Consider the following 23,818-nt stretch of genomic DNA (forward strand, 5'->3'; position numbering starts at 1 on the left):
GCGTCAGGACTCGGTGTCCCGACCCGCCGTGAAGCTGTACCCCACGTTACGCACCGTGGTGATCAGGTGCTCGTGATCGGCACCCAATTTCGCGCGCAGCCTTCGAATATGCACATCCACCGTGCGAGTGCCGCCGTAGTAGTCATAGCCCCACACTTCGGACAGCAACTGGGCCCGTGTGTAGACCCGCCCCACGTTCTGCGCCAGGAACTTGAGCAGCTCGAATTCCTTGTAGGTGAGGTTGAGCGGAGTGCCACCGATCTTCACGGTGTAGGAACCATCGTCGATGGTCACGTTGCCTGCACGGATCAACGTGTCGTCCTCGGTTTCCTCGGCCACCTTGGCGCTCGCGAGCCGCAGTCTCGCCTCGATCTCCGCGGGCCCGGCATTGGTCAGCACCACGTCCGTGACACACCACGACGCCGCCACGGCCGCCATTCCGCCCTCGGTCAGGGCCACGAGCACGGGGGCGGGGTTGTCGCGAGCGGCCAAGGCTTGGGCCGTGTTGCGCGCGGCCACCATGTTTGAGGTGCCGTCGAGAACCACGACATCCGGTCGCTGCACTCGCTTGAGCGCCCCGGGGGAACTGAGGGGCACCACTTCTACCTTGTGCGACAGCAGTTCGAGTCCCGGCAAAACGCCGGCAAGCGCGTTGGTTGCATCGCTGAGCAGCACAATCTGGAGCACGGATCATCCCGTCAGTGGTGAGCGGAGCCCCGTACGGGAGTTCCCCGGGAGGCTGTGACGACCATTATAAATATTCGAAAGGTCCGTTAACTTTCACCGACATGGCGGAACATCCAAGCTCCGGTCCAGTTGCACGCTGACGTGTTCCCCACGCGGGGGCGGTTAGGCTGAAGGCAGCATTTTTCCCTGACCGTGCGCGAAGGACACCCATGAGATACGCAAGAATCATCGGCGCTGCCGCCGTCTCGTTGATTCTTGCCCTCGCCGCCAGTGTGCTCGGCGGCTGGCTCCCCTTGATCGTCTCCGTGGCCATGGCCGTGGTCATCGCCGTGGGATGGCCCGCTGCAACGGGCATCAACGCGCGACGTAGGCACAACGTGATCATTGCGGTGGCGGGTGTCATCGCGTGCTCACTCGTCACCTTCGTCCCGGATCAGCAACTGATTTGGCTTCCCGCGGTGGTGGGTGTGGCGTTCATGGCCGTGTGCGTGGCCGAGCTCGTGCGCGGCGAAGGTGCCAAGGGGCGCCTGGAATCCACTCTGGCGTCCGTCACAGGCGTACTCGCCGCTGTCAGTGCCTCCGGCTGGGTCGGCCTGGGCCACGTGGAAGAACTGTATGGACTGGGAACCTGGGTGACCCTGGGGGGCGTGGGCCTGCCGCTGGCCGTCATCATCACCGTTGTGGGATTCCGGATCATCTCGGCAGCGCCCGAAACCCCCAAGCGACGGGGCCTGTTGACCCTCGGCGTAACACCCGTTGCACTACTCGGCGTGGCCGCACTTTTTGCCGGTCGGGTGCTGGGCTCCGTGGTAGCTTAGAGCCATGCTTGCACTCGAAATCTTCTTCCTCGTCCTGTTGGTTCTGGCCGGTCTCGCTATCGGCGGCATAGCACTGAAGGTCATCACCAGCCTCTACAAGGGCCAGCTCTAAATCCATGCCCGTAGAGATCCCCACCAATCTCACCCCGGAGCTCGTGCCGTTCGCATGGCTCCTGGGAACCTGGGAGGGTGACGGCTTCGTCGGTTACGGAGACGCCGAACAGCGTGCGTTCCGGCAACGAGTCACGTTCGAGCAGCACGGTCTGCCGTTCGTGATCTATCGTGCCCAAACCACGCTCCTCAATGAAGAGGGCGAATCCCAGCGCGAGGCCACCTACGAACAGGGTTTCTGGGAACTGGCTCGTCCCCGCGAAGACGGCGACATCGGTCCCGGCATGCTGCCACCCGATCCCGTGCCGGTCCTGAAGGCCGCACAAGACGTCGAGGATCTGCGCAACGCGGACGGTGGCTTCGACATCTCCGTGTCCATGCTGCACCCCGGCGGCATCTCCGAGCTGTACCTGGGGCAGATCAAAGGACCTCGCGTGGACCTGGCCACTGACGCCGTGATGCGCGCTCAGGGCTCCAAGGAGTACGCCTCCGGGACCCGGCTCTACGGTCTGGTCAATGGGAATCTCATGTGGGCCTGGGACATGGCCGCCAACGGTCACGAACTGGCCACGCATGCCTCCGCCGAACTGAAAAAGGTTGATCCGCAACAGTGACTTCCACTGAATCCTCGTACCGATCCGTTCTTCTGTCGCGTCCCGGCGCGGTGGAGGCAGAAGGCCTGGACGAGGGGGTGGCAGGCCACTACGGAGATCCCGTTCCCGAACAACGTGCCCTCGCGCGCGGCACCGGGTACGTGGACCAGTCGCAGCGCGGCGTGGTCACCGTGACCGGCGCTGATCGTCTCAATTGGCTCACCACGCTGTCTTCTCAGGTGCTCACGGGTCTGAAGCCAGGACAGAGCACCGAAACCATGTTCCTGAGCGTCCAAGGCAGGGTTGAGTACGCTCCCCACGCCGTGGATGACGGGACCACCACGTGGCTCATTGCCGAGGCCCAGGAAGCACCAGGGCTGGCTGCGTGGCTGGAGTCGATGCGCTTCGCCCTGCGGGTCGACGTTGCGGACGTCACGGACCAGTGGGCCGTTATTGCCGCGACCAAGGATCTGAGTTCGGAACTGGCCGGTGCCCCGGAAGGCGAGCAGGCGGCGTCGGCATCCGTGATCACGTGGCGCGATCCCTGGCCCGAGATTTCTCCGGGTGGCTACGCTTACAGTGCGGCACCGGAACACCCGGGGCTGGAACGCCCCTGGTTCGAGCACCTGATTCCTATGACGGTACTGGATTCAGCGGCAACTGCACTGAACCAGCGTGGACTCGTCCCGGCGGGTTCCTGGGCCGCGGAGGCGCTGCGCATTGCCGCGTGGCGCCCGCGCTGGGGTGCCGAAACGGATGTCAAGACCATTCCCCACGAGCTCGACTGGATGCGCACGGCAGTGCACCTGTCCAAGGGTTGTTACAAGGGGCAGGAGACCGTGGCCCGTGTGCACAACCTGGGACACCCGCCGCGTAGGCTCACGTTCCTGGATCTCGATGGGTCCCAGCACACCCTGCCGTCAGCGGGGGCGGAGGTCACGCTCAACGGTAAGAAGGTGGGGCAGGTGACGTCGGCGCGACTGCATTATGAGGCCGGCCCCATTGCGTTGGCCGTGCTCAAGCGCAACGTGGACCCGCAGGCCGAGCTGCTGGTGCGGGACACTGTCGAAAGCGCCGCGGCACAGGCTGACGCCACCCTGCCGGAGGGCGCCGAGGACGCGGGATCGACCGAGCAATGGTCTGCCGCCCAGACCGTGGTGGTCCAGCCCGACGCGGGTTCCGTGGTCGGTAGGCCCAAGGACCTCATGCGCGGACCTCGCGACGGCGGCATGCGACTTTAGGTCTCGCCAGACAAGAGAATCGCGGCGGTTCAGGTAGCTACCTGAACCGCCGCGATTCATCTCTCTGCCCCGGCCACGGGGAGGGGTTGCCTTGCAGTGGGGCCGGTGCCGGTTCGCCAGCGCCGGTTCGCCGACGCCGCCGGGAGACTACCGCCCGAATAGCACCATGGCCTCTTCGTAGCGATCCAGCGGGACCTCCTTGAGGCCGTCCAGTGCCTCGGCGAAGTCGACGCGCACCACGTCGGTGCCGCGCAGGGCGCACATCTGACCCCAGTCCTGATCCGCGGCCATGGTCGCTGCAGCCATGCCGAGACGCGTGGCGAGTACACGGTCGAAACCGGTGGGCGCGCCGCCGCGCTGGATGTGCCCCAGGATGGTGTTACGGGTTTCGATACCGGTGATGTCCTCGATCTCACGGGTCACGTAATCCCCGATGCCGCCCAGGCGCGGTCGGCCGGATGCTTCCTGGCCCTTGCCCGCGATGGCCTCTTCGTAGCCTTCGGGGATGAAACCCTCGGCCACGACCACGAGCGGTGCGCGACCGCGGTCGTAGACTTCCTTGACCCACTTGAAGACCTGCTCCATGGAGACCCCGTATTCGGGGATCAGGATCGCGTGGGCACCGGCCGCCATGCCGGAATGCAGCGCGATCCAGCCCACGTGGCGGCCCATGACCTCAGCCACCATGCAGCGGTGGTGTGATTCACCGGTGGTGCGCAATCGGTCCATGGCGTCGGTCGCGATAGACACGGCGGTGTCGAAACCGAACGTGTAGTCGGTGGCCTTCAAATCGTTGTCGATGGTTTTGGGAACGCCCACCACGGGGAGCCCCGCATCCGCAAGCCTCTTGGCGCCGGCCAGCGTGCCCTCGCCGCCGATGGCAACGATCGCGTCGATCTCGTTGGCCTCCAGCACCTTGGCAATGTTCTCCGGACCGCCGTTGGGGCCGTCGAACGGGTTGGTCCGCGAGGTGCCCAGAATGGTGCCGCCCTGGCGCGCCAGGCCACGAACACTCTGGCGAGGAAGGTCCATGATGTCGCCTTCAACCACACCGCGCCAACCGTCACGGAAGCCCACGAACTCGTGGTCGTAGGACTTGATTCCGTGCAGGACAGCACCGCGGATCACGGCATTCAGTCCGGGGCAGTCTCCACCGCTCGTCATTAGGCCAATTCTCATGCGTGCTTCAGCGCTCCTGGGTGATCGAGTGTCGAACCTTCCGTTTCCAGTCTAGTGAGTTGGGAGTATTGCGGATGAAGGCCGGTACCGCGCCGTGTTCAACACTCGTTAACCCCGCCAACTAGGATTGATCGCGAGACGTATACAGGTGCCGCCCGCGGCACAACCCACTAGGAGGACATATGACCCCGCAGCAGGAACCGGCACGGGAGAACCTCCGCGAGTTCATCGACAAACTTGTGGAACAGGGGTACACGGTGCGGGACGGGCAGTCTCCGGACCCGGACCTCATCGATCCAGGTGGAAGCGCCGTGGAGACGTGGCGCGAGGGCTACCCGTATGACGAGCGCATGTCCCGCGAGGACTACGAACTCGAGAAGTACCAGCTCCAGATCGAGCTGCTCAAGTTTCAGTACTGGGGTCAGGACAATGACCTCAAGCACGTGATCGTGTTCGAGGGCCGTGACGCCGCAGGCAAGGGCGGCACCATCAAACGCTTCACCGAGCACCTCAACCCGCGTGCCGCACGTACGGTGGCGCTGAACAAGCCGTCGGACCGTGAATTGGGTCAGTGGTACTTCCAGCGCTACATCCAACACTTGCCCACCAATGGCGAGATCGTGCTGTTCGACCGTTCGTGGTACAACCGTGCCAACGTGGAACGCGTCATGGGCTTCTGCACCGACGAAGAGTACGAAAGTTTCATGGAGCAGGCACCCACGTTCGAGCAGATGCTCGTGGACGCGGGAATTCACCTGACCAAGTTCTGGTTCTCCGTGACCCAGCACGAACAGCGCACCCGCTTCGCGATCCGCCAGATCGACCCCGTGCGCCGTTGGAAGCTTTCGCCCATGGACCTGGCTTCCCTGGACCGCTGGGAGGACTACACCGTGGCCAAGGAAGAGACCTTCCGCCGCACGGACACGGACCACGCGCCGTGGATCACCATCAAGTCCAACGACAAGAAGCGTGCCCGACTAAACGCCATGCGCTACTTCCTCAACCAGTTCGACTACGAGGACAAGGACACCTCGGTGGTGTACCCACCGGATCCGCTGATCGTCCGGCGCGGCCGCGACGCCGTGGACGACTGACGACCACCGGTCGTTGAACAGAAGCAGGGACCCGCACCACGTGGTGCGGGCCCCTGCTTCTGCTGGCTGATCCCTCAGGCGATCTCGTTCAGTTCCTCCTCGGCCCGGGCGAAATTGTGGCGGTCCACCAGGAACCACGAGGCCGCCGAGTTGACGGCCGCCACGGTCAGCACGGAGGGCCACGCGCCGATCTTCTTGGCCAGCGGGTGGGACAACCCGAAGCCCGCCAGGTACAGCACGCTCAGGCCCGCGGTCGTGGCGGGTCCGGCGGACTTGTACCAAGTGCGTCCGGCCATTACGCCGTCCGCCAGCAGGGCCACACCGCCCAGCGCGCGGATTTTGGTCAGGCGGGCCACGGCGTAGCCACCGATCAGACCACTGGCGACCACGGCGGAGCTGGGCATCTCCACGGGGGAGGGTAGCTGCTGGTCCACGGAGTGCAGGGTTTCTTTGAAGTTCATCTACTTGGCTCCCAGAACTTTCTGTAGGCGGGACAGGCCCTCGGCAAGATCATCGTCTCCCAGGGCGTAGGACAGGCGCAGGTAACCGGACGGGCCGAACGCTTCACCAGGGACCACAGCCACTTCGGCCCGTTCCAGGATCATTTCGGCCAGCTCTGCGCTGGTCTGGGGCGTCACGCCGTCGAATTCGCGACCCAACAGTGCGGTCACGTCCGGATAGGCATAGAACGCGCCGGTGGGGGTGGGGCAGACCACGCCGTCAATGGCATTGAGCCCGTCAACGATCACCCGACGACGGCGATCAAAGGCCTCGCGCATGGCAGTCACCTGGTCCATGGGCCCGTTCAGGGCGGCGAGTGCCGCGCGCTGGGCCACGTTGTTCACATTGGAGCTGAGGTGGGACTGCAGGTTGGCGGCGGCATTGATGACATCCTTGGGGCCGACCATCCACCCCACGCGCCAACCGGTCATCGCGTAGGTCTTGGCCACACCGTTGAGCAGGATCAGGTGCTCGTGCAATTCGGGAGCGGCCTGGGCGATCGAGGTGAACTCCACGCCGTCGTAAGTCAGGTGTTGGTAGATCTCGTCGCTGATCACAAAGATGCCCTTGGACGCGGCCCATTCGCCCACGGCCTTGGTCTCCTCGGCGCTGTAGACCGAACCGGTGGGGTTGGAGGGCGAGCAGAACAGCAGTGCCTTGGTGTTCTCCGTGTAAGCGGCCTCAAGCTGTTCGGGGGTGACCTTGTAATCCTGATCCGCGCCGGCAAACACCTCGACGGGGTTGCCCCCGGCCAAGCGGATGGCCTCGGGATAGGTGGTCCAGTAGGGGGCGGGGAGCAAGACGTCGTCGCCCTCGTCCACCACGGTATGGAATGCCTCGTACACGGCCTGCTTGCCGCCGTTGGTGACCAGAACCTGCGACGGTTCTACGGTCCAGCCGCAATCACGAGCGGTGGCGTCGGCTATTGCCTGACGAAGCTCGGGCAGGCCTGCGGCGGGGGAGTACCGGAAGTTCTTGGGATCCTTGAGAGCCTCGGCGGCAGCCTCGACAATGTAATCGGGGGTCGAGAAGTCGGGTTCACCGGCACCGAAACCGATCACGGGACGCCCCTCGGCCTTGAGCGCCTTGGCCTTCGCGTCCACCGCGAGGGTCGCGGACTCGGCAATCGCGTCGATCTTGCGGGAAATTCGCTGCTGAGCTGGGGGCATGGTGGTCAACTCTCCTCGGTTCGGTGACGGCGTCCGCCCTGACTGCGCAGCCAGTAGGCGCTCGCCTCCCAGTTTAGGCGCGGATCTGCTTGCTTTGCACGGAGGGCCCCGTGCGCGTACCATGGCTTGTTGGTGCGTTTACTTTCGCACGCCTGAATTCGGACCGAGTGCCGGATCGGTCGGGCGAAGGTGGTAAGCTCATGCACCGTGTTCGTGGTCTTGTGTGAACAAGCCGCAAACTGAAGGGCAGTGGCGCAATTGGTAGCGCAGCGGTCTCCAAAACCGCAGGTTGCAGGTTCGAGTCCTGTCTGCCCTGCTTCAGACCTACAACGGCACATAAACCACCGCCGGGAACCAATCCACGCAGGGGAGAGCCGATGTCGCACACCGTTACCGGAGAAACCTCGGACCAACCCGCTGGATCCAATCAGCAGCGGGGCTTTTTAGGTCGCATCTGGTTGTTCATCCGACAGGTCATCGGCGAGCTGAAGAAGGTCGTGGCGCCTTCTCGCCGCGAACTCGTCAACTACGTTCTGGTCGTGCTGGTCTTCGTGGCCTTCATGATGTTGCTGATTTCGCTTCTGGACCTGGGCTTCGGTCAGGTTGCCATTTGGCTCTTCGGCAACGGCGAACAGGCCTGAGACCACTCAATCTTCTAGTCGTCCATAGAAAGCAGGAATCACCAGTGACCGACCACGAGCTCGAAAACGAAGCCACTGAGGCAACGCAGCCGGAGTCCGCCTCGGCGGATGCTGCGCAGTCAGAGGCTGCCGAGAGCGTGTCCGCCACTGCCGATCAGGCTGAGCAGGCCCCGGCTGAGACCGAGACCGCAGACGTCGATCAGGCCGACGCCACGGAAGCCCCGGCTGAGGCACCGGCAGAGGCAGAGGGTGCTGAGGAGCAGGACACCGAGGACGAGGTCGACCCCGTCGAGGAGTTCAAGTCCAAGCTGCGCCGCCAAGAGGGCGACTGGTTCGTGATTCACACCTACGCCGGTTACGAGAATCGCGTGAAGACCAACCTGGAGACCCGTATCCAGTCCCTCAACATGGAAGAGGACATCTTCCAGATCGAGGTGCCGATGGAAGAGGTCGTGGAGATCAAGAATGCCCAGCGCAAGACCGTGCGCCGCGTTCGGATCCCCGGCTACGTGCTGGTTCGCATGAACCTCACCGACGCCTCCTGGGGCGCGGTTCGCCACACCCCGGGCGTCACCGGATTCGTCGGGCAGGATGCCTACAACCCCGTGCCGCTGCGCATGGACGAAGTGTTCGAGATGCTCGCACCGGTGTTCGAGACCCCGGAGAAGGCCAAGGGCCTGGGCGACACCTCCGGCGGCGGTGCCGCGGGCGGTGCGGCGGAACCGGCCATCACCGTGGACTTCGAGGTCGGCGAGTCCGTGATCGTGAAGGAAGGTCCGTTCGAGACCCTCCCCGCCACGATCTCCGAGATCAAGGTGGAATCCCAGCAGCTCGTGGTGCTGGTGTCCATCTTCGAACGCGAAACCCCGGTCACCCTGGGCTTCCACCAGGTCACCAAGATCTGATCTGGTCTTTAATTTTCGGACACCCCCGGATGAGCTTTGGTCCGGGGCGTTTCCGTTCGGTCACCGCGCCACGGTGACCACCCGCCGTCGTACGCTCCTGTGCGGCGGTACGTACAGCAAGCAAAGGACCATCACATGGCTCCCAAGAAGAAGGTCGCAGGCCTGATCAAGCTGCAGATCCAGGCAGGTGCCGCTAACCCGGCTCCTCCCGTGGGTCCCGCACTGGGTCAGCACGGCGTCAACATCATGGAATTCTGCAAGGCCTACAACGCGGCCACGGAATCCCAGCGCGGCAACATCGTGCCGGTGGAAATCACCGTCTACGAGGACCGTTCGTTCACTTTCATCACCAAGACCCCGCCGGCTGCTCAGCTGATCAAGAAGGCTGCAGGCGTCGCCAAGGGTTCCGGTGTGCCCCACACCAACAAGGTCGGCAAGATCACCATGGACCAGGTCCGTGAGATCGCCGAGACCAAGAAGGAAGACCTCAACGCCAACGATGTCGAGGCTGCTGCCAAGATCATCGCCGGCACTGCCCGTTCCATGGGCATCGAGGTTGCCTGAGCGCTCTAACTAGCTCTCAGTACCAGACATTTTCCCGTGGCAGGGCCGAGCGCGGTCCGCAGACCACAACTGCACAAGGAGAACAAGCAGATGGCAAAGCGCAGCAAGGCATACCAGGCGGCTGCCGCCAAGATCGAAGAGGGCAAGTTCTACGCCCCCGCCGACGCAGTCGCCCTGGCCAAGGAATTGGCCGAAGGCAGCAAGTCCGACCCCACCGTCGAGGTGGCCATGCGTTTGGGCGTTGACCCCCGCAAGGCGGACCAGATGGTTCGCGGCACCGTGAACCTTCCCCACGGCACCGGTAAGACCGCTCGCGTGGTCGTCTTCGCAACCGGTGACAAGGCTGCGGCTGCTGAAGCAGCCGGCGCCGACTACGTGGGTTCCGACGACCTGATCGCCAAGGTCCAGGACGGCTGGGTGGACTTCGACGCCGCCGTGGCCACCCCGGACATGATGGGCAAGGTCGGTCGTCTGGGTAAGGTTCTGGGTCCCCGTAACCTGATGCCGAACCCCAAGACCGGCACCGTGACCATGGACGTGGCCAAGGCTGTCGGCGACATCAAGGGCGGCAAGATCGATTTCCGTGTCGACAAGCACTCCAACTTGCACTTCATCATCGGCAAGGCGTCCTTCGACACTCAGAAGCTGGCCGAGAACTACGGCGCTGCACTGGAAGAGGTGCTTCGTTTGAAGCCCTCCGCTTCCAAGGGCCGTTACGTCACCAAGGCCACCGTTGCCACCACGTTCGGCCCGGGTGTTCCCGTGGACCCGAACGCCACCGAGGTTGTCAGCGAGGCGTGAGCATCGCCCGTGCCCGGATGAGGCACGGTTGACGCTATAGAACAGAAGGGCTCGGACCATTCATGGCCGGGCCCTTCTGTCTTGCCCGAGGCCGCAGCGGTAAACTAGGCAGTAGACTTGCTGTTTCAATCGGCTGCAATGGTGCATGATCGATTGTAGGCAGGTGCGTTCCGAACAGCTCGGAGCGTGAAAGGAGTCCCCCGTGAGTCAGACATCAGCGCTTGCCATTGAGCTGATGCGTATCCCTGACGAGTTCGATCAGGCCGCGCAGGATCAACTCGGGCAGGTAGCCGCCCTCGTGCAGGCCTCGCGTCGTTACGTGTGGGGGACCTCCGAGCTGAGCAATGAGGCCCATGACATCTACCGTGACCTCAAGGACCCGTACGAACGGGTCAATATTCTGTGTGCCTACATGGACGGTCGGCTGGTCGGTCGGGCGGAGGTGCGCATGCCGTTGATCGCCGACACTGATGTCGCCCAGATCGTGGTGGACGTGGACCCGGACGAACTGTCCGAAGGCATCGGACGGACCTTGCTGTCGGCGGCCGAGCAACTGGCGTACGGGGAATCGCGGCGCGTGATCCGGTTGGTGACGGAACATCCGGCGTCGGAATTGCGAGCCCCGGCCGGTCCCGGTGACGGAAGCGTCATGGGCGGTGAGACCAGCGGTGTGGGTGTCGAATGGATCGACGCCGCGGACGGTTCCGGGAAACTTCCTGCGAGCCACCGGCAAACCCGCTTTGCCGAGCACGCCGGCTACGAACTTCAGACCGTGAGCAGTTTCGCGCTGCTGGACGTTCCCTTGCCGCAGGAGCGCCTCGAGGCAATCGAACGGTCGTTGGAAGAAGTACCCTTCGCCGATCGCTACGCACTGCACACGTGGGTTGGTTCTGCGCCGGAACACTTGTTGGAGCCGCTGGCTCGACTCCACGCGCGGTTGCCGAGCGACTCCTTCGTGAAGCCGATCGTGACCGATCCGGACCCGTGGGACGCCGAACGCGTGCGCCGCACCGAGCAGCTGCGCGAAGAAGACGGAGACCGGTCCCTCATGGCCGTGGCCGAGGACCGGGACGCCGGTGAGCTGGTGGGAATGACCGAACTGATCCTGGCGCAGCACCGACCCACCCTGGCCCTCCAGGACGAGACGCTGGTGATCCGCGAACACCGAGGGCGTCGGCTGGGCATGCGACTGAAAATGGCCAACCTCAAACAACTGGTCGAGGTGCAACCCGAAGTGGACACGGTGTACTCGTGGACCCACACCGGCAACGACCGGATGAACTGGGTCAACGCACAATTGGGTTTCCAGGACGCTGGGCAGTCCGCCGTGTGGATGAGGGATTTCCGGGCCGACTGACCCAGGGTCTACCAGGGCAGGGCCAAGGCCTCGGTCCGGGCACCTGCGGATAAGCCCTCGACCGGCACACTCAGCAGCGCTTGGGCGCTGGACAACCCTCGAAGCATGTTGGCGCCGATCTGCCTGCATGGTGACCAGGCGCCGTCGGCGTGTTGGAAAGCCGGGACCAACCGTTCGCGGCGGGTGCCGGCAATCTCGTGGGCGACCGTCACGCTGACCGGCACCGGAGCAGGGCGGCCCAGGAGTCCGCAGAGGAATGGCACAGCCAACACCGTCAGCGCCGTCATGGCTGCCAAGGGATTCCCCGGCAGGGCGAGCACCGCGGTGCCCGGGCCGCACGCGGCGAACAAAGTGGGATGACCGGGTTGAAGATCCAGTTCGTCGATGATCGGTGTCGTACGACGTTCCAGGTGCGCTCGCACGTGATCGGCGCGGGAGCGGGCCGTGCCTCCGGTCGTGATGACGAGCGGCACGCGGTCCGTGATCGCGACGTCGAGGGCGGCCGCAAAGACAGCGGCGTCGTCGGGCAGCCGCCGCACGGAATCGACACGTGCGCCCAGGGACGTGAGAACGGGCGGCACCGTGGGCGCGAAGGCGTCGCGGACGAAACCCGGTGTCGGAACCCCTGAGGATTGGACCTCCGAACCCGTGAGCAGTAGCCGTGCATCCGGAACGGGAACCACCGGTACCTTGTCCACCCCGCTCACCGCGGCCAAGGCGATGTCCGCCGGACTCAGGACGCTCCCGGCAGTGAGAATCCTTTCGCCGGATCGACATTCGGTCCCTGCGGGCCTGATGTGCCGGCCCTCGAGTTCGGAGGTCGGGCAGGAATCGTCGAACCGTAATTCATCTCCGGTACGCAGCGCGTATTCATCCCGAATGACGGTGTCGGTTCCGCCGGGGATCACCCCGCCCGTCACCACGGGCACGGCCTGACTCGGAGCCAATTCGAGAGCCGCAGTGGACGCGGCATCGTGCACAGAAGTGTCCCCGGTCATCACTCGCCAGGGGCCCGAGCCGCACACGGCATAACCGTCCATGGCACTCGAGGCGTAATGGGGCACAGGGCACAACGCGTGGACATCGCAGGCCAGGGTCGCTCCGACCGCGTCCACGAGGTCCACCGATACGGCGGAAGAACGGGTGCTGACCAGCGCACGGCCCAGCTCGTGAGCGATGTGCTGCGCAGCGCCACGGCGTGCATGGCGAACGACCTCGACGCCGCGCCACCACGTTCCGTCGGGCAATGGGGGCGGGGGCGCTGACTCAGCCACCGGCAAACGGAGGCAGCACGTCCACCGTGGCCGCCGGAGCAATGGGCGATTCCGGATCCTTGCGGGCCACGCCATTGACCAGCCAGGAACACTGAGGAAGGACCTGCGCCAGGGTCTTTTCACCCGCGGGGGCCACGGGGTGCAAATGAGTGAGCACTTGCTGAAGTTCCGAACGCGTCATGGCCGTGTCAGCGGCCACTTCTTCCTGCTCGGTGCCTGCGGATGCGGCGGCGGCCGCGAAGTAACGAACGAGCACTGTTGTGTCAGCCTCCAATGGCGCTCATGCTGCGATCGGGCTGAACATAATCCTCGGAGTCCAGGCCCGCGTGGTCCATGCCGTGGGCGCGGGGTTTGACCCACATGGCAGCCCGCCAACGCTGGGCGATGTCGTGGTCTGTTGCGTCAGAGCGCAGCAACTGCATCAGGTCTGTCTCGTGGTGGGAGAACAGGCACGAGCGCACCCTGCCCTCGGCGGTGATGCGGGTGCGCGTGCAGTCCGCGCAGAACGGTTCGGTCACGGAGGCGATGATGCCCACGGTGCCGATAACTTCTGTTCCTCCGCGTTCGCGCACGATCATTTTCTCCGCGGGCGCGCCGTTACGCGGATCCCGATCCGCGCTCAGATCGAAGTGCTCGGAGAGGTCCTCGCGAATCTCCGCAGCGGTCACCATGTTGGTGCGGGTCCAGCCGTGATCGGCGTCGAGCGGCATCTGCTCGATGAAGCGCAGCGAACAATTGTGCTCGAGCGCCCAGCGCAGCAGCTCGGGGGCTTCGCGGTCGTTGACGCCGCGCATCAAGACGGCGTTGAGCTTCACCGGAGACAGCCCCGCAGCCTGCGCGGCGGCCACGCCCTCAAGGGTCTCGCTGAGTTTGTTGCGGCGCGCGAGTTGCTTATACGTCTCGGCGCACAGGGTGTCCAGGGAGACGTTCACGCGGGTCATGCCAGCCGCGACAAGCCCTTCGGCGCGCTGGGCCAGGCCGATCCCATTGGTCGTCATGGAAACTGGGAAGCCGGGCAGCGCCTCGGTCACCGCGGCCACGATTTCTTCGAGGTCCGGGCGGATCAGGGGCTCGCCGCCGGTGAGCCGGAGTTCCTTGACCCCGAATTCTTCTGCGGCAATGCGGGTGAGCCGCACGATCTCGTCAGTGGTCATCAGGGACGACTTGGACAGCCAGTCCATTCCCTCCGCGGGCATGCAGTACGTGCAGCGCAAATTGCACTTGTCCGTGATCGAAATTCTCAGGTCCGTGGCCACGCGCCCGAAGCGATCCACCAGGGGCCCCTGTTCGGGCACGCCCCGGGTCGGTAGCGCTTGCGGGATACCGAGGAAAACGGACATGGGGCCAGTCTAAGGCGTGTGTCCAGCCCGCTTAGGGTAGGGGGTATGAGCCGCAGCATCGACGATCACGCCGCAGCCGTCTGCGACGCCCTCGCCCACGGTTACGACGCCGCCGTCGCCGGTCTCGAGCTTCCCTTGGCTCGGGCGCGTGGCCGCGTGCTCGCTCGGGACCTGACGGCTCCGATCTCGCTGCCGCCCTTCACGAACTCCCAAATGGACGGGTTCGCCGTGCGCAGCTCGGAGTTTCGCAGGACTCCGGATGGAGAAGGAAACGTCACGCTGCCCGTGTCCGGAACGCAGGCGGCCGGGGCCGCGCCGTCGGCCCTCGCACCCGGCACCGCCATGGCCGTGATGACCGGAGCCGCCCTGCCCGCCGGCGCCGATGCCGTGATTCCCGTGGAGCGAGTCACACCCTCATCCTTCGACACCGATCGCATCACCGTCACGGCGGAGAACGCCGCCACGATTGACCCCGGGACTTTCGTGCGCGCGGAGGGCAGCGACGTCGAACGCGGTTCGGTCGCCTTGCCCGCCGGGACCACTCTGGGACCCGCCGCGCTGGGTGCGTGCGCCGCACTGGGTCTGGACGGCGCTGCCACGGTGACGGTGCGAAATGGCCCAGCCGTCCTGGTGGTGACCGGTGGGGACGAAGTCCTCGCGGCCGGGCAACCCTTGGAACCCGGTGCCATTTACGACGCCAATGGTCCGCTGCTCGAGGCGTGGCTCGAGGAAGCGGGTGCGTTCTCCGTGACCACGCTCAGCGTCACGGACGACCCGGAAGAATTTTCCCGGAGACTTCGAAAGGCCGTGGCCGGCGCAGCTCCCCATCTGATCATCACGAGCGGGGGGATCAGCGCCGGCGCCTTCGAGGTGGTCCGAGTGACCTTGGAACGTGAAGCCCAGATGTGGTTCGGGCACGTGGCAATGCAGCCAGGAGGGCCCCAGGGCCTGGGCGTGTACCGGGACGTACCCGTGGTCTGCCTTCCCGGCAACCCTGTCAGCACGTGGGTCTCGTGCGAGATGTTCCTGCGGCCCGCTCTTGCGGACGTCTGGGGTTGCTGCACGCCACCCCGCTGGGCCTCCGCGGTTCTCGCAGAACCAGTACGCGGTCTGCCCGGTCGCACCCAGCTGCGTCGGGGTGTTCTCGAAACGACGGACGACGCCGCGCGGGAACCTGTCGTGCGCTGCGTGGGGGGAGCGTCGTCGCACCTGTTGATGTCAGCCGCGCGCGCTAACGTGTTGCTGCGGATCCCCGCGGGAGCCAACGAACTCACGTCCGGGACACGCGTACAAATTTTGCCCGTCAGTGGCGGGGCGATCAGACAGGAGACGGCCAGTGAGTGACAACCAGGAACGGTTGACGCACGTGCGCGAAGACGGCACGGCGCACATGGTGGACGTGAGCGAGAAAGCCGTGACGTCTCGCGAAGCCACCGCGGTAGCCGAGGTGATCACGCGACCGGACGTCATCGAGCTGCTGGCCACCGGCGATCTCCCCAAGGGCGATGCCCTGGCCGTGGCCCGGATTGCCGGCATCATGGCGGCAAAGCGCACTCCTGATCTGATTCCGCTGTGCCACCCGCTGCCGTTGTCCAAGGTCACGGTGGATCTGGTTCCGGGCGAAGACCGTGTGAGCATCAGCGCCACGGTCAAAACACGCGGTGTCACCGGGGTGGAAATGGAAGCCCTGACGGCGGCCAGCGTTGCCGGACTCACGCTCTACGACATGATCAAGGCCGTGGACAAGGCCGCCCAGATCACGGGCGTGCAGGTCGTGGCCAAGTCCGGCGGTAAGAGCGGCGATTGGAGCAGACAGTGACCGACACCCACGGGCCCAGCGATGAGCACGGGGTCAAAGATCACGGTCCCCATCGGGACGAATCACACGGGGCGAACCTGCTGGGCCGCCGCGCGGTGGTCGTGATCGTGTCCTCGTCCGCCGCACGTGGCACGGCCCAGGATCTGTGCGGCCCCATCCTGCACGAGTGGCTCACCGGAATGGGGCTCGCCGTGGATCCGGTGCGCGTGATTCCGGACGGTCCGGAGGTCGAGCAAACCCTGCGCGAGCTCACAGAACAGACACCGCAGGCCGAACGCCCAAGGTTCATCGTGACCAGCGGCGGAACCGGTCTCAACTCTGACGACGTCACCCCGGAAGCCACAGCGCGGATCCTGGAACGGGAATCCCCCGGAGTCATGCACGGCTTGTGGGCGTATGGGCTTCAGAAGACCGCCACCGCCGTAATGAGCCGCGGGGTGGCAGGTCAAGTGGGTATGACATTCGTCGTGAATCTGCCCGGTTCCAAGGGTGGGGTGAAGGACGGGATGGCGGTGCTCGAACCGCTGCTGGACCATATCAGCGCTCAACTGGAGGACGTGCACGGCCACGGGGAGGAGCGCGGTACGGCAGCCGAACCCGCGCCAGCGGCGTCGTCGTCCCGAGTACTGCACGCACAGGTGACGAACGAGCCCTTGGACCCGGCGCGCGCCCAAGCGGCCGTGAGCGCGGCTGACTGCGGGGCGGTGGTGGGCTTCAGCGGTGTGATTCGTGACCATGACGACGGCCGCTCGGGCGTTACGGGACTCGAGTACAGCGCTCACCCGGATGCCGACACCGTGATCCGCCAGGTGGCCGAGGAGATCGCGGTGGAGTTCCCGCAGGTGCGGATCTGGGCCGAACATCGCATCGGCTCGCTGGCAGTGGGGGACAGTGCACTGGAAGCCGCGGTCGCGTCCGCCCACCGCAAGGAAGCCTTTGCGGCGTGTGATGCCTTGGTGGACCGCATCAAGGCCCGCGTGCCCATCTGGAAGCGACAGACCTATACCGATGGCACCCATTCGTGGGTGGGCCTGGACGGATGACGACTCATGGTCAGCAGAATCGTGGTTCCCACTCGAGTACGGAAATTGTCTGCGGACGGTGAAGAATTCACCGGACCGGACAAGCTCGCGGGTGAAGAACCGTTGGAGATCCGGCTCAACGGCGAACAGTTCACCGTGACCATGCGCACGCCCGGCCACGACTTCGAACTGGTGCCCGGCTACTTGCTGAGCGAAGCAGTCGTCCGGCAGATGGACCACATTGCGGGGATGGATTACAGCTCGGGTGTGGACCAGGACGGCCATCGAACCTACAACGTGATCGACGTGCGGCTGGCTCCGGGAGCGCCGGGGCCCAAGAGGGTTGCAGCGCGCAACGTCTACACCTCGTCCTCGTGCGGGGTCTGCGGGACGTCGTCCATGGAGGAGATCGTCAAGCCGAGTTCGTATCCGCTGCCGCCGGTGCGCCCGGCCATGGGAGCGGAACGGCTCGTGCGGTTGCCCGATGAACTCCGCGATCATCAGAAGGTCTTCGATGCGACCGGGGGAGTCCACGCCGCAGGGTTGTTCCTGGCCTCGACCCAGGAGCCGCTCGTGGTGCGGGAGGACGTGGGCCGGCACAACGCCGTGGACAAGGTCATCGGATGGGCCATGCACCACGACAAACTCCCGCTCAACGACTGCGTACTGCAAGTGTCCGCCCGGGCATCCTTCGAACTGGTCAGCAAGGCCGCCATGGCCGGAATCCCGGTGCTCTCGGCCGTCAGCGCGCCCTCGGCACTCGCGGTGAAGCACGGCCGCGAGCACGGGGTGACCGTGGTGGGTTTCAACCGCCGCGGCACGTGCAACGTGTACACGCACCCGGAGCGGATCAGGGAGTAGAAAGCTCGCCACGAGACATCCGAATCTGCGGAACGTGTTGCGGGAACTGTCGATTTGGCGTGCCCCGAAATCGTCGGGTACATTGGTGCGTACCTAAGACCGCCGGTCATCACGCGTGCGCAAGCCTGTGTGATCGAAGAGTTCTCCGGAAACGGAGAATGGCCAGCGCAGGTGAACCAGCACGAATCTTTTCGACAGCGTCCTGCGGAGTGAACCGTTTGCGTTGTGTATCAGGTCGAGCCCCGGGCATCTGCGCGGGGCTTTTTTGTGTTCCGAAGCGGATCACGAGAATCCGGCATACACAAGCAAGGAAGGAGCACCATGGCGAATCCTGAAAAGGCTGCCGCGGTTGCGGAGTTGAAGGAATTCTTCTCCAACTCGCACGCTGCCGTCCTGACGGAGTACCGCGGGCTCACCGTGGCTCAGCTGAAGACGCTGCGCCGCGCACTCGGTGAGAACGCTGAATACGCCGTGGTGAAGAACACGCTGACCGCAATTGCGGCCAAGGAAGTCGGCATCGACGCGTTCGAGGGCCAGCTTAACGGCCCCTCGGCTATCGCGTTCATCTCGGGTGACCCTGTCGAAGCTGCCAAGAGCTTGCGTGACTTCGCCAAGGACAACCCGGAGCTGATCGTCAAGGGCGGTTACCTTGACGGCGTTGCAATGGACGAAGCGGAGATCAAGAAGCTTGCGGACCTCGAGTCCCGCGAGGTTCTGCTGGCCAAGGTCGCAGGCGCTGCCAAGGCGTCCCTGTCCAAGGCTGCCGCGCTGTTCCAGGCCCCGCTGTCCAAGACCGTGCGCACCGCAGAAGCCCTGCGTGCCAAGGTCGAGGAACAGGGCGAGAACGCCGCCTGATCCCTCACGGGATCCCCTGGGTTTCGGGTTCCGGTTCCGGCCGGATGAACCCGTGTTCTATCACCACGCAAAACCTCGTCAGCGCCCGCGGGCACTGACAACCACGTAAAAGAAGGAGCCAACACCATGGCTAAGCTGACCACCGAAGAATTGATCGAGGCTTTCAAGGAGCTCTCCCTCATCGAGCTGTCCGAGTTCGTCAAGGCCTTCGAAGAGACCTTCGACGTAACCGCTGCTGCCCCCGTGGCCGTGGCTGGTGGCGCTCCCGCCGCCGGCGGCGAAGCTGCTGCTGAGGAAGAGAAGACCGAGTTCGACGTCATCCTCGAAGCTGCAGGCGACAAGAAGATCCAGGTCATCAAGGAAGTTCGTGCCTTGACCTCCCTGGGCCTGAAGGAAGCCAAGGACCTCGTGGACGGCGCTCCCAAGCCCGTTCTGGAAGGTGCCAACAAGGAAGCCGCAGACAAGGCCAAGGAATCCCTCGAGGCTGCTGGCGCTACCGTCACCGTCAAGTAATTCCCCGCGCTTCGAGCGCAGGTACGGCCGCGTAGCCTGACCCGCAAGGGCAGGTGGCGGTACTGCTACTTCGCAAAGCCCTGCACTGTTTTCGGTGCGGGGCTTTGTGCTGCCCGGGGTTGTGCGAAACTAGGACTGACCATCTTGGCCGTCACAGTGCGGCGGGAGAGCATGGCGGGTGCGTAAGCATCGCGCCATCGCCGAAGGAGCAAACCCTCCCCGGGAATCTCTCAGGCACCCGTACCGCCGCACCAGGCCACTCTGAAGAGCTCGTCCCTGGCATGACGCCGCGGCCGAGCACCGACGGGGCAGGTCGGTGATCGCGGATATCCGCGGCCACCGGCGAAATCTCTCAGGTTGATGTACAGAGCGGGGAGGAACTCACCGGGACTTAGCACGCCCTCAAGTAACCCAGGAGACCCTCACATGTCTTTCCTGCCCCGCCACATCGGCCCAGACGCCGATGACATCACCACCATGCTCAACGCCGTGGGCGTGGACAGCCTCGATCAGCTGATTGATCGGGCCGTCCCCGAGAGCATCCGATTCCGCGACACCTTGGACCTGCCTGCGCCCCTTGACGAGACCGAGGCGCTGGCGGCCATCCGCACCATCGCGGGCAAGAACACCGTGATGCGCCAGATGATCGGTCAGGGGTACTTCGACACGGTCACCCCCGCCGCGATCCGCCGCAACATTCTGGAGAACCCGGGCTTCTACACCTCGTACACCCCGTACCAGCCCGAAATTTCCCAGGGCCGCTTGGAACTGCTGCTTACGTTCCAGAACGCCGTGATCGACCTGACCGGCATGGACGTGGCCAATGCGTCCCTGCTGGACGAGTCCTCCGCCGTGGCCGAGGCCGTTCTGATGATGCGCCGCGCCAACCGCAAGTCCCGTAGCTCCCGTGTGATCGTTGACAGCCGTTCCCTTCCGCAGACGCTCGCCATTCTCACCGGCCGCGCTCGCGCCGCCGGCATCGAGCTGGTCATCGCGGACTTGGGCGCCGACGACGCCGCGGCCACCTTGGCCTCGGACGGAGACTTCTTCGGTGTGGTCGTCGCGCAGATCGGCGCGGACGGTGATGTCATCGATCCCAGCTCCGTGATCGAGGCTGCCCACGAGGCCGGTGCTCTGGCGACCGTGAGCACCGATCTGCTGGCCCTGACCATGCTGCAGAGCCCGGGTTCTGCCGGCGCCGATATTGCCGTAGGTTCCGCCCAGCGATTCGGTGTGCCGCTGTTCTACGGTGGTCCGCACGCCGCGTTCATGGCCACCCGCAAGGGCGTGGAGCGTTCGATGCCCGGTCGCATCGTGGGCGTGTCCACGGATTCCTCCGGTGCCCCCGCCTACCGTTTGGCCCTGCAGACCCGCGAGCAGCACATCCGCCGCGAGAAGGCGACCTCCAACATCTGCACCGCTCAGGCATTGCTGGCCATCGTGGCCGCCGCGTACGCCGTGTACCACGGTCCCGCAAAGCTGCGTGAGCTGGCCGAGCGCCTGCACGGGCTGGCCACGGTCTTCGCGGAGGGGCTGCGCGAGCGCGGTATTTCGGTCGCGCACGAGCGGTTCTTCGACACAGTGACGTTCACGGTCGAGGGCAAGGCCGATGACATCTTGGCTGCTGCGGCACAGCGCGGCATCAACCTGCGCCGCGTGGACCAGGACACCGTGGGCGTGAGCTTCGGTGAGTCTCACACCGGCGAGGACGTCGAGGACGTGTTGGCAGCGGTGTCCGAGGCGTGCACCATCGGGGAGAACGTGGAGCGCAGCTCCGATCTCCTGGATGGTGTTCCAGAGGAGTGGCACCGCACGGACGAGTACATGACCCACCCGGTCTTCCACACGCACCGTTCCGAGACCTCGCTCATGCGTTGGCTGCGTCAGCTGGCAGACAAGGACCTGGCGCTGGACCGCACCATGATCCCGCTGGGTTCGTGCACCATGAAGCTCAACGCCGCTGCGGAGATGGAGCCCATTTCCTGGCCGGAGTTCGCCAACATCCATCCGCTGGCCCCACAGGACCAGGCACAGGGATGGCACGAGTTGATCGAGCAGCTCGAAGGCTGGCTCGCGGAGATCACCGGTTACGCAGCAGTGTCCGTGCAGCCCAACGCGGGTTCGCAGGGCGAGCTGGCCGGGCTGTTGGCCATCCGCCGCTACCAGGTCGACCGCGGGGAAACCCAGCGCAAGACCATCCTGATCCCGTCTTCCGCCCACGGAACCAATGCGGCATCGGCGGTTCTGGCGGACCTGAAGGTCGTGGTGGTCGCGACCGCAGCGGACGGTCTGATCGATCATGAGGACCTCAAGGCCAAGATCGAATCGGTGGGTGACGAGCTCGCGGGCATCATGGTCACCTACCCCTCGACCCACGGCGTGTACGACACGGACATCTCCATGGTTTGCGAGGCCATTCACGATGCCGGTGGCCAGGTGTACGTGGACGGCGCGAACCTCAATGCGTTGATGGGTCTGGCACGTCCGGGCCGGTTCGGCGGAGACGTCTCCCACCTGAACCTGCACAAGACCTTCTGCATCCCACACGGCGGTGGCGGGCCCGGCGTGGGTCCCGTGGCCGTGGCCGAGCATCTGGTGCCCTACCTGCCCGGTAACGCAGTGGAGGCCAAGCTCGACGAGCGCGGCGCGGGCTTCCCTGTCTCGCAGGCCCCCTTCGGTTCGGCCGGTGTTCTGCCGATCACGTGGATGTACATCGCCATGACCGGTGCCAAGGGGCTCACCGAGTCCACGCGCACGGCCGTGCTGAGCGCCAACTACATCTCCCGGTCGCTTTCGGACGTGTTCCCCACGCTGTACTCCGGCGACGGTGGACTGGTTGCCCACGAATGCATCCTGGACCTGCGTGCCATGACCAAGGCCTCCGGTGTGACCGCAGAGGACGTGTGCAAGCGACTGGTCGATTTCGGTTTCCACGCACCCACCCTGGCGTTCCCGGTGGCGGGCACACTCATGGTGGAGCCCACCGAGTCCGAGTCCCTAGAGGAACTGGATCGTTTCATCGAGGCCATGCGCACCATCCATGCCGAGATGCAGGAGATCGCCGACGGCAAGGTCGCGCTTGCGGATTCCGTGGTTCGCCATGCCCCACATACAGCCCAGGTGCTCACTGCCGACGAGTGGGATCGCTCGTACCCGCGCTCGCAGGCCGCTTACCCCGTGCCCTCGCTGCGTCGCCTCAAGTACTGGTCGCCCGTGGGTCGCGTGGACAACGCTGCCGGTGACCGTAACCTGGTGTGCTCGTGCCCGCCGATCGAGGCGTTCGACGCCGCCTACGCCGTCGCTGCTGCGGGGGAGGAGCACTGATGAGCGAGAAGAAAACAGCCCTGTACGACGCACACGAGGAACTGGGCGCCCGGTTCACCGACTTCGGCGGCTGGTCCATGCCCGTGCGCTACGCGAGTGACACCGCTGAGCACCACGCGGTGCGCCGCGGTGCCGGAATCTTCGACCTGTCCCACATGGGTGAGGTGGAGGTTTCCGGTCCGCAGGCCGGGGCGTTCCTGGACTTCGCGCTGGTGGGCGTGCTGTCCGCGATCTCCGTGGGCCGCGCCAAGTACTCGGTGATCGTGGACGCGGCCGGCCGCGTGCTCGACGACCTGATCACCTACCGGCTCGAGGAGAACCGCTACCTGGTGGTCCCCAACGCGGGCAACCAGGAAGTGGTCGTGCGTGAGCTGACCGCTCGCGCCGAGGGTTTCGACGTCGCTGTGACCGACCAGGGTGCCGAGACCTCCTTGATCGCCGTGCAAGGTCCCCGCGCTCTCGAGGTGCTCAAGGCCACGGACCTGGACCCGAGCGACGTCGTCGAAAATCTCAAGTACTACGCCGCCGCTTCCGCTCGCTGTGCGGGCGTGGAGGTTCTGGCCGCTCGAACCGGTTACACCGGCGAGGACGGTTTCGAGCTGTACTGCAGCAACCAGGACGCCCCGGCGCTGTGGTCCGCGCTCCTGAAGACTGCGGAGAAGCTGTCCACCGAGGACGCTCCCGTGTCTGCGGCCGGACTGGCCGCGCGTGACTCGCTGCGGCTCGAGGCCGGTATGCCGCTGTACGGACACGAACTGTCGACCGAGATCACCCCGGCCGAGGCCGGCTTGGGCAAACTTGTGGAGATCGCGCTGCGCAAGAAGGGTGAAGCGGGCACGGACACGGTGGGCCGTGAGGCGCTCGCGGCCGTGGTCGAGTCCGATCCCGAGCGCACCCTGGTGGGTCTGGAAGGTGTGGGCCGCAAGCCCATTCGCGCCGACTACACCGTGGTCTCGGGCGGGGAGACGGTGGGGGTTGTCACCAGTGGACTGCCCTCGCCAACGCTGGGCAAGCCCATTGCCATGGCCCTTGTAGCCACGGACGCGCTGGGCCGGATCGCCGACGGCGACGTGAGCGTTCAAGACGCCCGCGGCCGTGACATTGAGGTCAAGCAGACCGACATGCCGTTCTACAAGCGCGGCTGACCAG

At 65.2% G+C, this 23,818-nt stretch carries 24 protein-coding genes, 1 tRNA gene and 1 riboswitch; of the genes, 18 read left to right on the plus strand and 7 right to left on the minus strand.

Features of this window, described 5'->3' with window-relative positions; genetic code table 11:
* Positions 1–3 precede the first annotated feature (3 nt).
* Positions 4–687, minus strand: a complete 684-nt coding sequence (locus CKW39_RS02315) for a response regulator transcription factor (protein WP_095796543.1) — start codon at positions 685–687, stop codon at positions 4–6.
* Positions 688–896: 209 nt separating this feature from the next.
* On the opposite strand from CKW39_RS02315, the gene CKW39_RS02320 reads away from it, so the two are divergent.
* From CKW39_RS02320 to CKW39_RS02330, 3 genes are all read left to right on the plus strand, one after another.
* On the plus strand, positions 897–1,505 hold the full coding sequence (locus CKW39_RS02320) for a hypothetical protein (RefSeq protein WP_095796544.1): 609 nt from the start codon (positions 897–899) through the stop codon (positions 1,503–1,505).
* Positions 1,506–1,621: 116 nt separating this feature from the next.
* Positions 1,622–2,230 (plus strand): FABP family protein, encoded by a 609-nt coding sequence (locus tag CKW39_RS02325; protein ID WP_095796545.1) that lies wholly within the window; start codon positions 1,622–1,624, stop codon positions 2,228–2,230.
* Positions 2,227–3,450 carry a folate-binding protein YgfZ gene (locus CKW39_RS02330; protein WP_095796546.1) on the plus strand — a complete coding sequence of 408 codons (1,224 nt, stop codon included), beginning with the start codon at positions 2,227–2,229 and terminating at the stop codon, positions 3,448–3,450. The genes CKW39_RS02325 and CKW39_RS02330 overlap by 4 nt, the downstream gene beginning before the upstream one ends.
* Positions 3,451–3,597: 147 nt before the next feature.
* Here CKW39_RS02330 and CKW39_RS02335 read toward each other — a convergent pair whose 3' ends face one another.
* Positions 3,598–4,629: a 6-phosphofructokinase gene (locus CKW39_RS02335; RefSeq protein ID WP_095796547.1), complete on the minus strand. Its 1,032-nt coding sequence runs from the start codon at positions 4,627–4,629 to the stop codon at positions 3,598–3,600.
* A gap of 182 nt (positions 4,630–4,811) precedes the next feature.
* Between CKW39_RS02335 and ppk2 the strand changes: the two genes are divergently transcribed.
* Complete coding sequence (gene ppk2, locus CKW39_RS02340) at positions 4,812–5,723, plus strand: polyphosphate kinase 2 (protein WP_095796548.1); 912 nt, start codon at positions 4,812–4,814, stop codon at positions 5,721–5,723.
* Between the two features lie 74 nt (positions 5,724–5,797).
* Here ppk2 and CKW39_RS02345 read toward each other — a convergent pair whose 3' ends face one another.
* A complete protein-coding gene (locus CKW39_RS02345) occupies positions 5,798–6,184 on the minus strand; it encodes a hypothetical protein (protein ID WP_129701807.1) in 387 nt (128 codons plus the stop codon).
* Positions 6,185–7,393, minus strand: a complete 1,209-nt coding sequence (locus CKW39_RS02350; protein WP_095796549.1) for a pyridoxal phosphate-dependent aminotransferase — start codon at positions 7,391–7,393, stop codon at positions 6,185–6,187.
* Positions 7,394–7,636: 243 nt separating this feature from the next.
* Here CKW39_RS02350 and CKW39_RS02355 point away from each other — a divergent pair.
* The 6 genes from CKW39_RS02355 to CKW39_RS02380 all read left to right on the plus strand — a co-directional run bounded on the left by CKW39_RS02355 (position 7,637) and on the right by CKW39_RS02380 (position 11,661).
* Positions 7,637–7,709 (plus strand) — tRNA-Trp (locus CKW39_RS02355).
* 61 nt (positions 7,710–7,770) lie between these two features.
* Complete coding sequence (gene secE, locus CKW39_RS02360; RefSeq protein WP_095796550.1) at positions 7,771–8,034, plus strand: preprotein translocase subunit SecE; 264 nt, start codon at positions 7,771–7,773, stop codon at positions 8,032–8,034.
* Between the two features lie 44 nt (positions 8,035–8,078).
* Positions 8,079–8,939 carry a transcription termination/antitermination protein NusG gene (gene nusG, locus CKW39_RS02365; protein WP_095796551.1) on the plus strand — a complete coding sequence of 287 codons (861 nt, stop codon included), beginning with the start codon at positions 8,079–8,081 and terminating at the stop codon, positions 8,937–8,939.
* A 135-nt stretch (positions 8,940–9,074) separates the two neighbouring features.
* Complete coding sequence (gene rplK / locus CKW39_RS02370; RefSeq protein ID WP_016995820.1) at positions 9,075–9,503, plus strand: 50S ribosomal protein L11; 429 nt, start codon at positions 9,075–9,077, stop codon at positions 9,501–9,503.
* Between the two features lie 90 nt (positions 9,504–9,593).
* Entirely contained in the window at positions 9,594–10,304 is a 711-nt protein-coding gene (rplA, locus tag CKW39_RS02375; protein ID WP_095796552.1) for a 50S ribosomal protein L1, read from the plus strand.
* Between the two features lie 202 nt (positions 10,305–10,506).
* Complete coding sequence (locus CKW39_RS02380; protein ID WP_095796553.1) at positions 10,507–11,661, plus strand: GNAT family N-acetyltransferase; 1,155 nt, start codon at positions 10,507–10,509, stop codon at positions 11,659–11,661.
* An 8-nt stretch (positions 11,662–11,669) separates the two neighbouring features.
* Here the strand turns inward: CKW39_RS02380 and CKW39_RS02385 are convergent, their stop codons facing one another.
* Genes CKW39_RS02385 through moaA form a run of 3 tightly spaced genes read right to left on the minus strand, consistent with a single transcriptional unit; the run spans position 11,670 to position 14,275 of the window.
* Positions 11,670–12,935, minus strand: a complete 1,266-nt coding sequence (locus tag CKW39_RS02385) for a molybdopterin molybdotransferase MoeA (protein WP_238663244.1) — start codon at positions 12,933–12,935, stop codon at positions 11,670–11,672.
* On the minus strand, positions 12,928–13,191 hold the full coding sequence (locus tag CKW39_RS02390; protein ID WP_095796663.1) for a MoaD/ThiS family protein: 264 nt from the start codon (positions 13,189–13,191) through the stop codon (positions 12,928–12,930). The genes CKW39_RS02385 and CKW39_RS02390 overlap by 8 nt, the downstream gene beginning before the upstream one ends.
* 7 nt (positions 13,192–13,198) lie before the next feature.
* Positions 13,199–14,275, minus strand: a complete 1,077-nt coding sequence (gene moaA, locus CKW39_RS02395) for a GTP 3',8-cyclase MoaA (RefSeq protein WP_095796555.1) — start codon at positions 14,273–14,275, stop codon at positions 13,199–13,201.
* A 45-nt stretch (positions 14,276–14,320) separates the two neighbouring features.
* Here moaA and glp point away from each other — a divergent pair, with 45 nt between their 5' ends.
* From glp to gcvT, 8 genes are all read left to right on the plus strand, one after another.
* Positions 14,321–15,619, plus strand: coding sequence for a gephyrin-like molybdotransferase Glp (gene glp, locus CKW39_RS02400; RefSeq protein ID WP_095796556.1), 1,299 nt, complete (start codon positions 14,321–14,323; stop codon positions 15,617–15,619).
* On the plus strand, positions 15,612–16,094 hold the full coding sequence (moaC, locus tag CKW39_RS02405; protein WP_095796557.1) for a cyclic pyranopterin monophosphate synthase MoaC: 483 nt from the start codon (positions 15,612–15,614) through the stop codon (positions 16,092–16,094). The genes glp and moaC overlap by 8 nt, the downstream gene beginning before the upstream one ends.
* Complete coding sequence (locus CKW39_RS02410; RefSeq protein ID WP_238663245.1) at positions 16,091–17,137, plus strand: molybdenum cofactor biosynthesis protein MoaE; 1,047 nt, start codon at positions 16,091–16,093, stop codon at positions 17,135–17,137. The genes moaC and CKW39_RS02410 overlap by 4 nt, the downstream gene beginning before the upstream one ends.
* Before the next feature lie 6 nt (positions 17,138–17,143).
* The gene (gene fdhD, locus CKW39_RS02415) at positions 17,144–17,977 is read left to right on the plus strand and encodes a formate dehydrogenase accessory sulfurtransferase FdhD (RefSeq protein WP_095796558.1); all 834 of its coding nucleotides are present in this window, start codon (positions 17,144–17,146) and stop codon (positions 17,975–17,977) included.
* A 321-nt stretch (positions 17,978–18,298) separates the two neighbouring features.
* Entirely contained in the window at positions 18,299–18,832 is a 534-nt protein-coding gene (gene rplJ, locus CKW39_RS02420) for a 50S ribosomal protein L10 (RefSeq protein ID WP_095796559.1), read from the plus strand.
* A gap of 126 nt (positions 18,833–18,958) precedes the next feature.
* Entirely contained in the window at positions 18,959–19,345 is a 387-nt protein-coding gene (rplL, locus tag CKW39_RS02425) for a 50S ribosomal protein L7/L12 (RefSeq protein WP_095796560.1), read from the plus strand.
* A 152-nt stretch (positions 19,346–19,497) separates the two neighbouring features.
* Positions 19,498–19,601: riboswitch (glycine riboswitch) on the plus strand.
* A 170-nt stretch (positions 19,602–19,771) separates the two neighbouring features.
* On the plus strand, positions 19,772–22,669 hold the full coding sequence (gene gcvP / locus CKW39_RS02430; protein ID WP_095796561.1) for an aminomethyl-transferring glycine dehydrogenase: 2,898 nt from the start codon (positions 19,772–19,774) through the stop codon (positions 22,667–22,669).
* Positions 22,669–23,814, plus strand: a complete 1,146-nt coding sequence (gene gcvT, locus CKW39_RS02435) for a glycine cleavage system aminomethyltransferase GcvT (protein ID WP_095796562.1) — start codon at positions 22,669–22,671, stop codon at positions 23,812–23,814. Before gcvP ends, gcvT begins: the two co-directional genes overlap by 1 nt.
* Positions 23,815–23,818: the final 4 nt, after the last annotated feature.

Source organism: Kocuria sp. WRN011 (genome assembly GCF_002295155.1).
Lineage (GTDB): Bacteria > Actinomycetota > Actinomycetes > Actinomycetales > Micrococcaceae > Kocuria > Kocuria carniphila.

Excerpts from the sequence above, each read along its gene's own strand:
- fdhD (WP_095796558.1), top strand. The coding sequence starts at position 17,144 with ATGGTCAGCAGAATCGTGGTTCCCACTCGAGTACGGAAATTGTCTGCG.
- CKW39_RS02345 (WP_129701807.1), bottom strand. The coding sequence starts at position 6,184 with ATGAACTTCAAAGAAACCCTGCACTCCGTGGACCAGCAGCTACCCTCC.
- ppk2 (WP_095796548.1), top strand. The coding sequence starts at position 4,812 with ATGACCCCGCAGCAGGAACCGGCACGGGAGAACCTCCGCGAGTTCATC.
- rplK (WP_016995820.1), top strand. The coding sequence starts at position 9,075 with ATGGCTCCCAAGAAGAAGGTCGCAGGCCTGATCAAGCTGCAGATCCAG.
- CKW39_RS02320 (WP_095796544.1), top strand. The coding sequence starts at position 897 with ATGAGATACGCAAGAATCATCGGCGCTGCCGCCGTCTCGTTGATTCTT.
- rplA (WP_095796552.1), top strand. The coding sequence starts at position 9,594 with ATGGCAAAGCGCAGCAAGGCATACCAGGCGGCTGCCGCCAAGATCGAA.
- secE (WP_095796550.1), top strand. The coding sequence starts at position 7,771 with ATGTCGCACACCGTTACCGGAGAAACCTCGGACCAACCCGCTGGATCC.
- CKW39_RS02325 (WP_095796545.1), top strand. The coding sequence starts at position 1,622 with ATGCCCGTAGAGATCCCCACCAATCTCACCCCGGAGCTCGTGCCGTTC.
- gcvT (WP_095796562.1), top strand. The coding sequence starts at position 22,669 with ATGAGCGAGAAGAAAACAGCCCTGTACGACGCACACGAGGAACTGGGC.
- moaA (WP_095796555.1), bottom strand. The coding sequence starts at position 14,275 with ATGTCCGTTTTCCTCGGTATCCCGCAAGCGCTACCGACCCGGGGCGTG.
- glp (WP_095796556.1), top strand. The coding sequence starts at position 14,321 with ATGAGCCGCAGCATCGACGATCACGCCGCAGCCGTCTGCGACGCCCTC.
- rplJ (WP_095796559.1), top strand. The coding sequence starts at position 18,299 with ATGGCGAATCCTGAAAAGGCTGCCGCGGTTGCGGAGTTGAAGGAATTC.
- gcvP (WP_095796561.1), top strand. The coding sequence starts at position 19,772 with ATGTCTTTCCTGCCCCGCCACATCGGCCCAGACGCCGATGACATCACC.
- CKW39_RS02335 (WP_095796547.1), bottom strand. The coding sequence starts at position 4,629 with ATGAGAATTGGCCTAATGACGAGCGGTGGAGACTGCCCCGGACTGAAT.
- CKW39_RS02350 (WP_095796549.1), bottom strand. The coding sequence starts at position 7,393 with ATGCCCCCAGCTCAGCAGCGAATTTCCCGCAAGATCGACGCGATTGCC.
- rplL (WP_095796560.1), top strand. The coding sequence starts at position 18,959 with ATGGCTAAGCTGACCACCGAAGAATTGATCGAGGCTTTCAAGGAGCTC.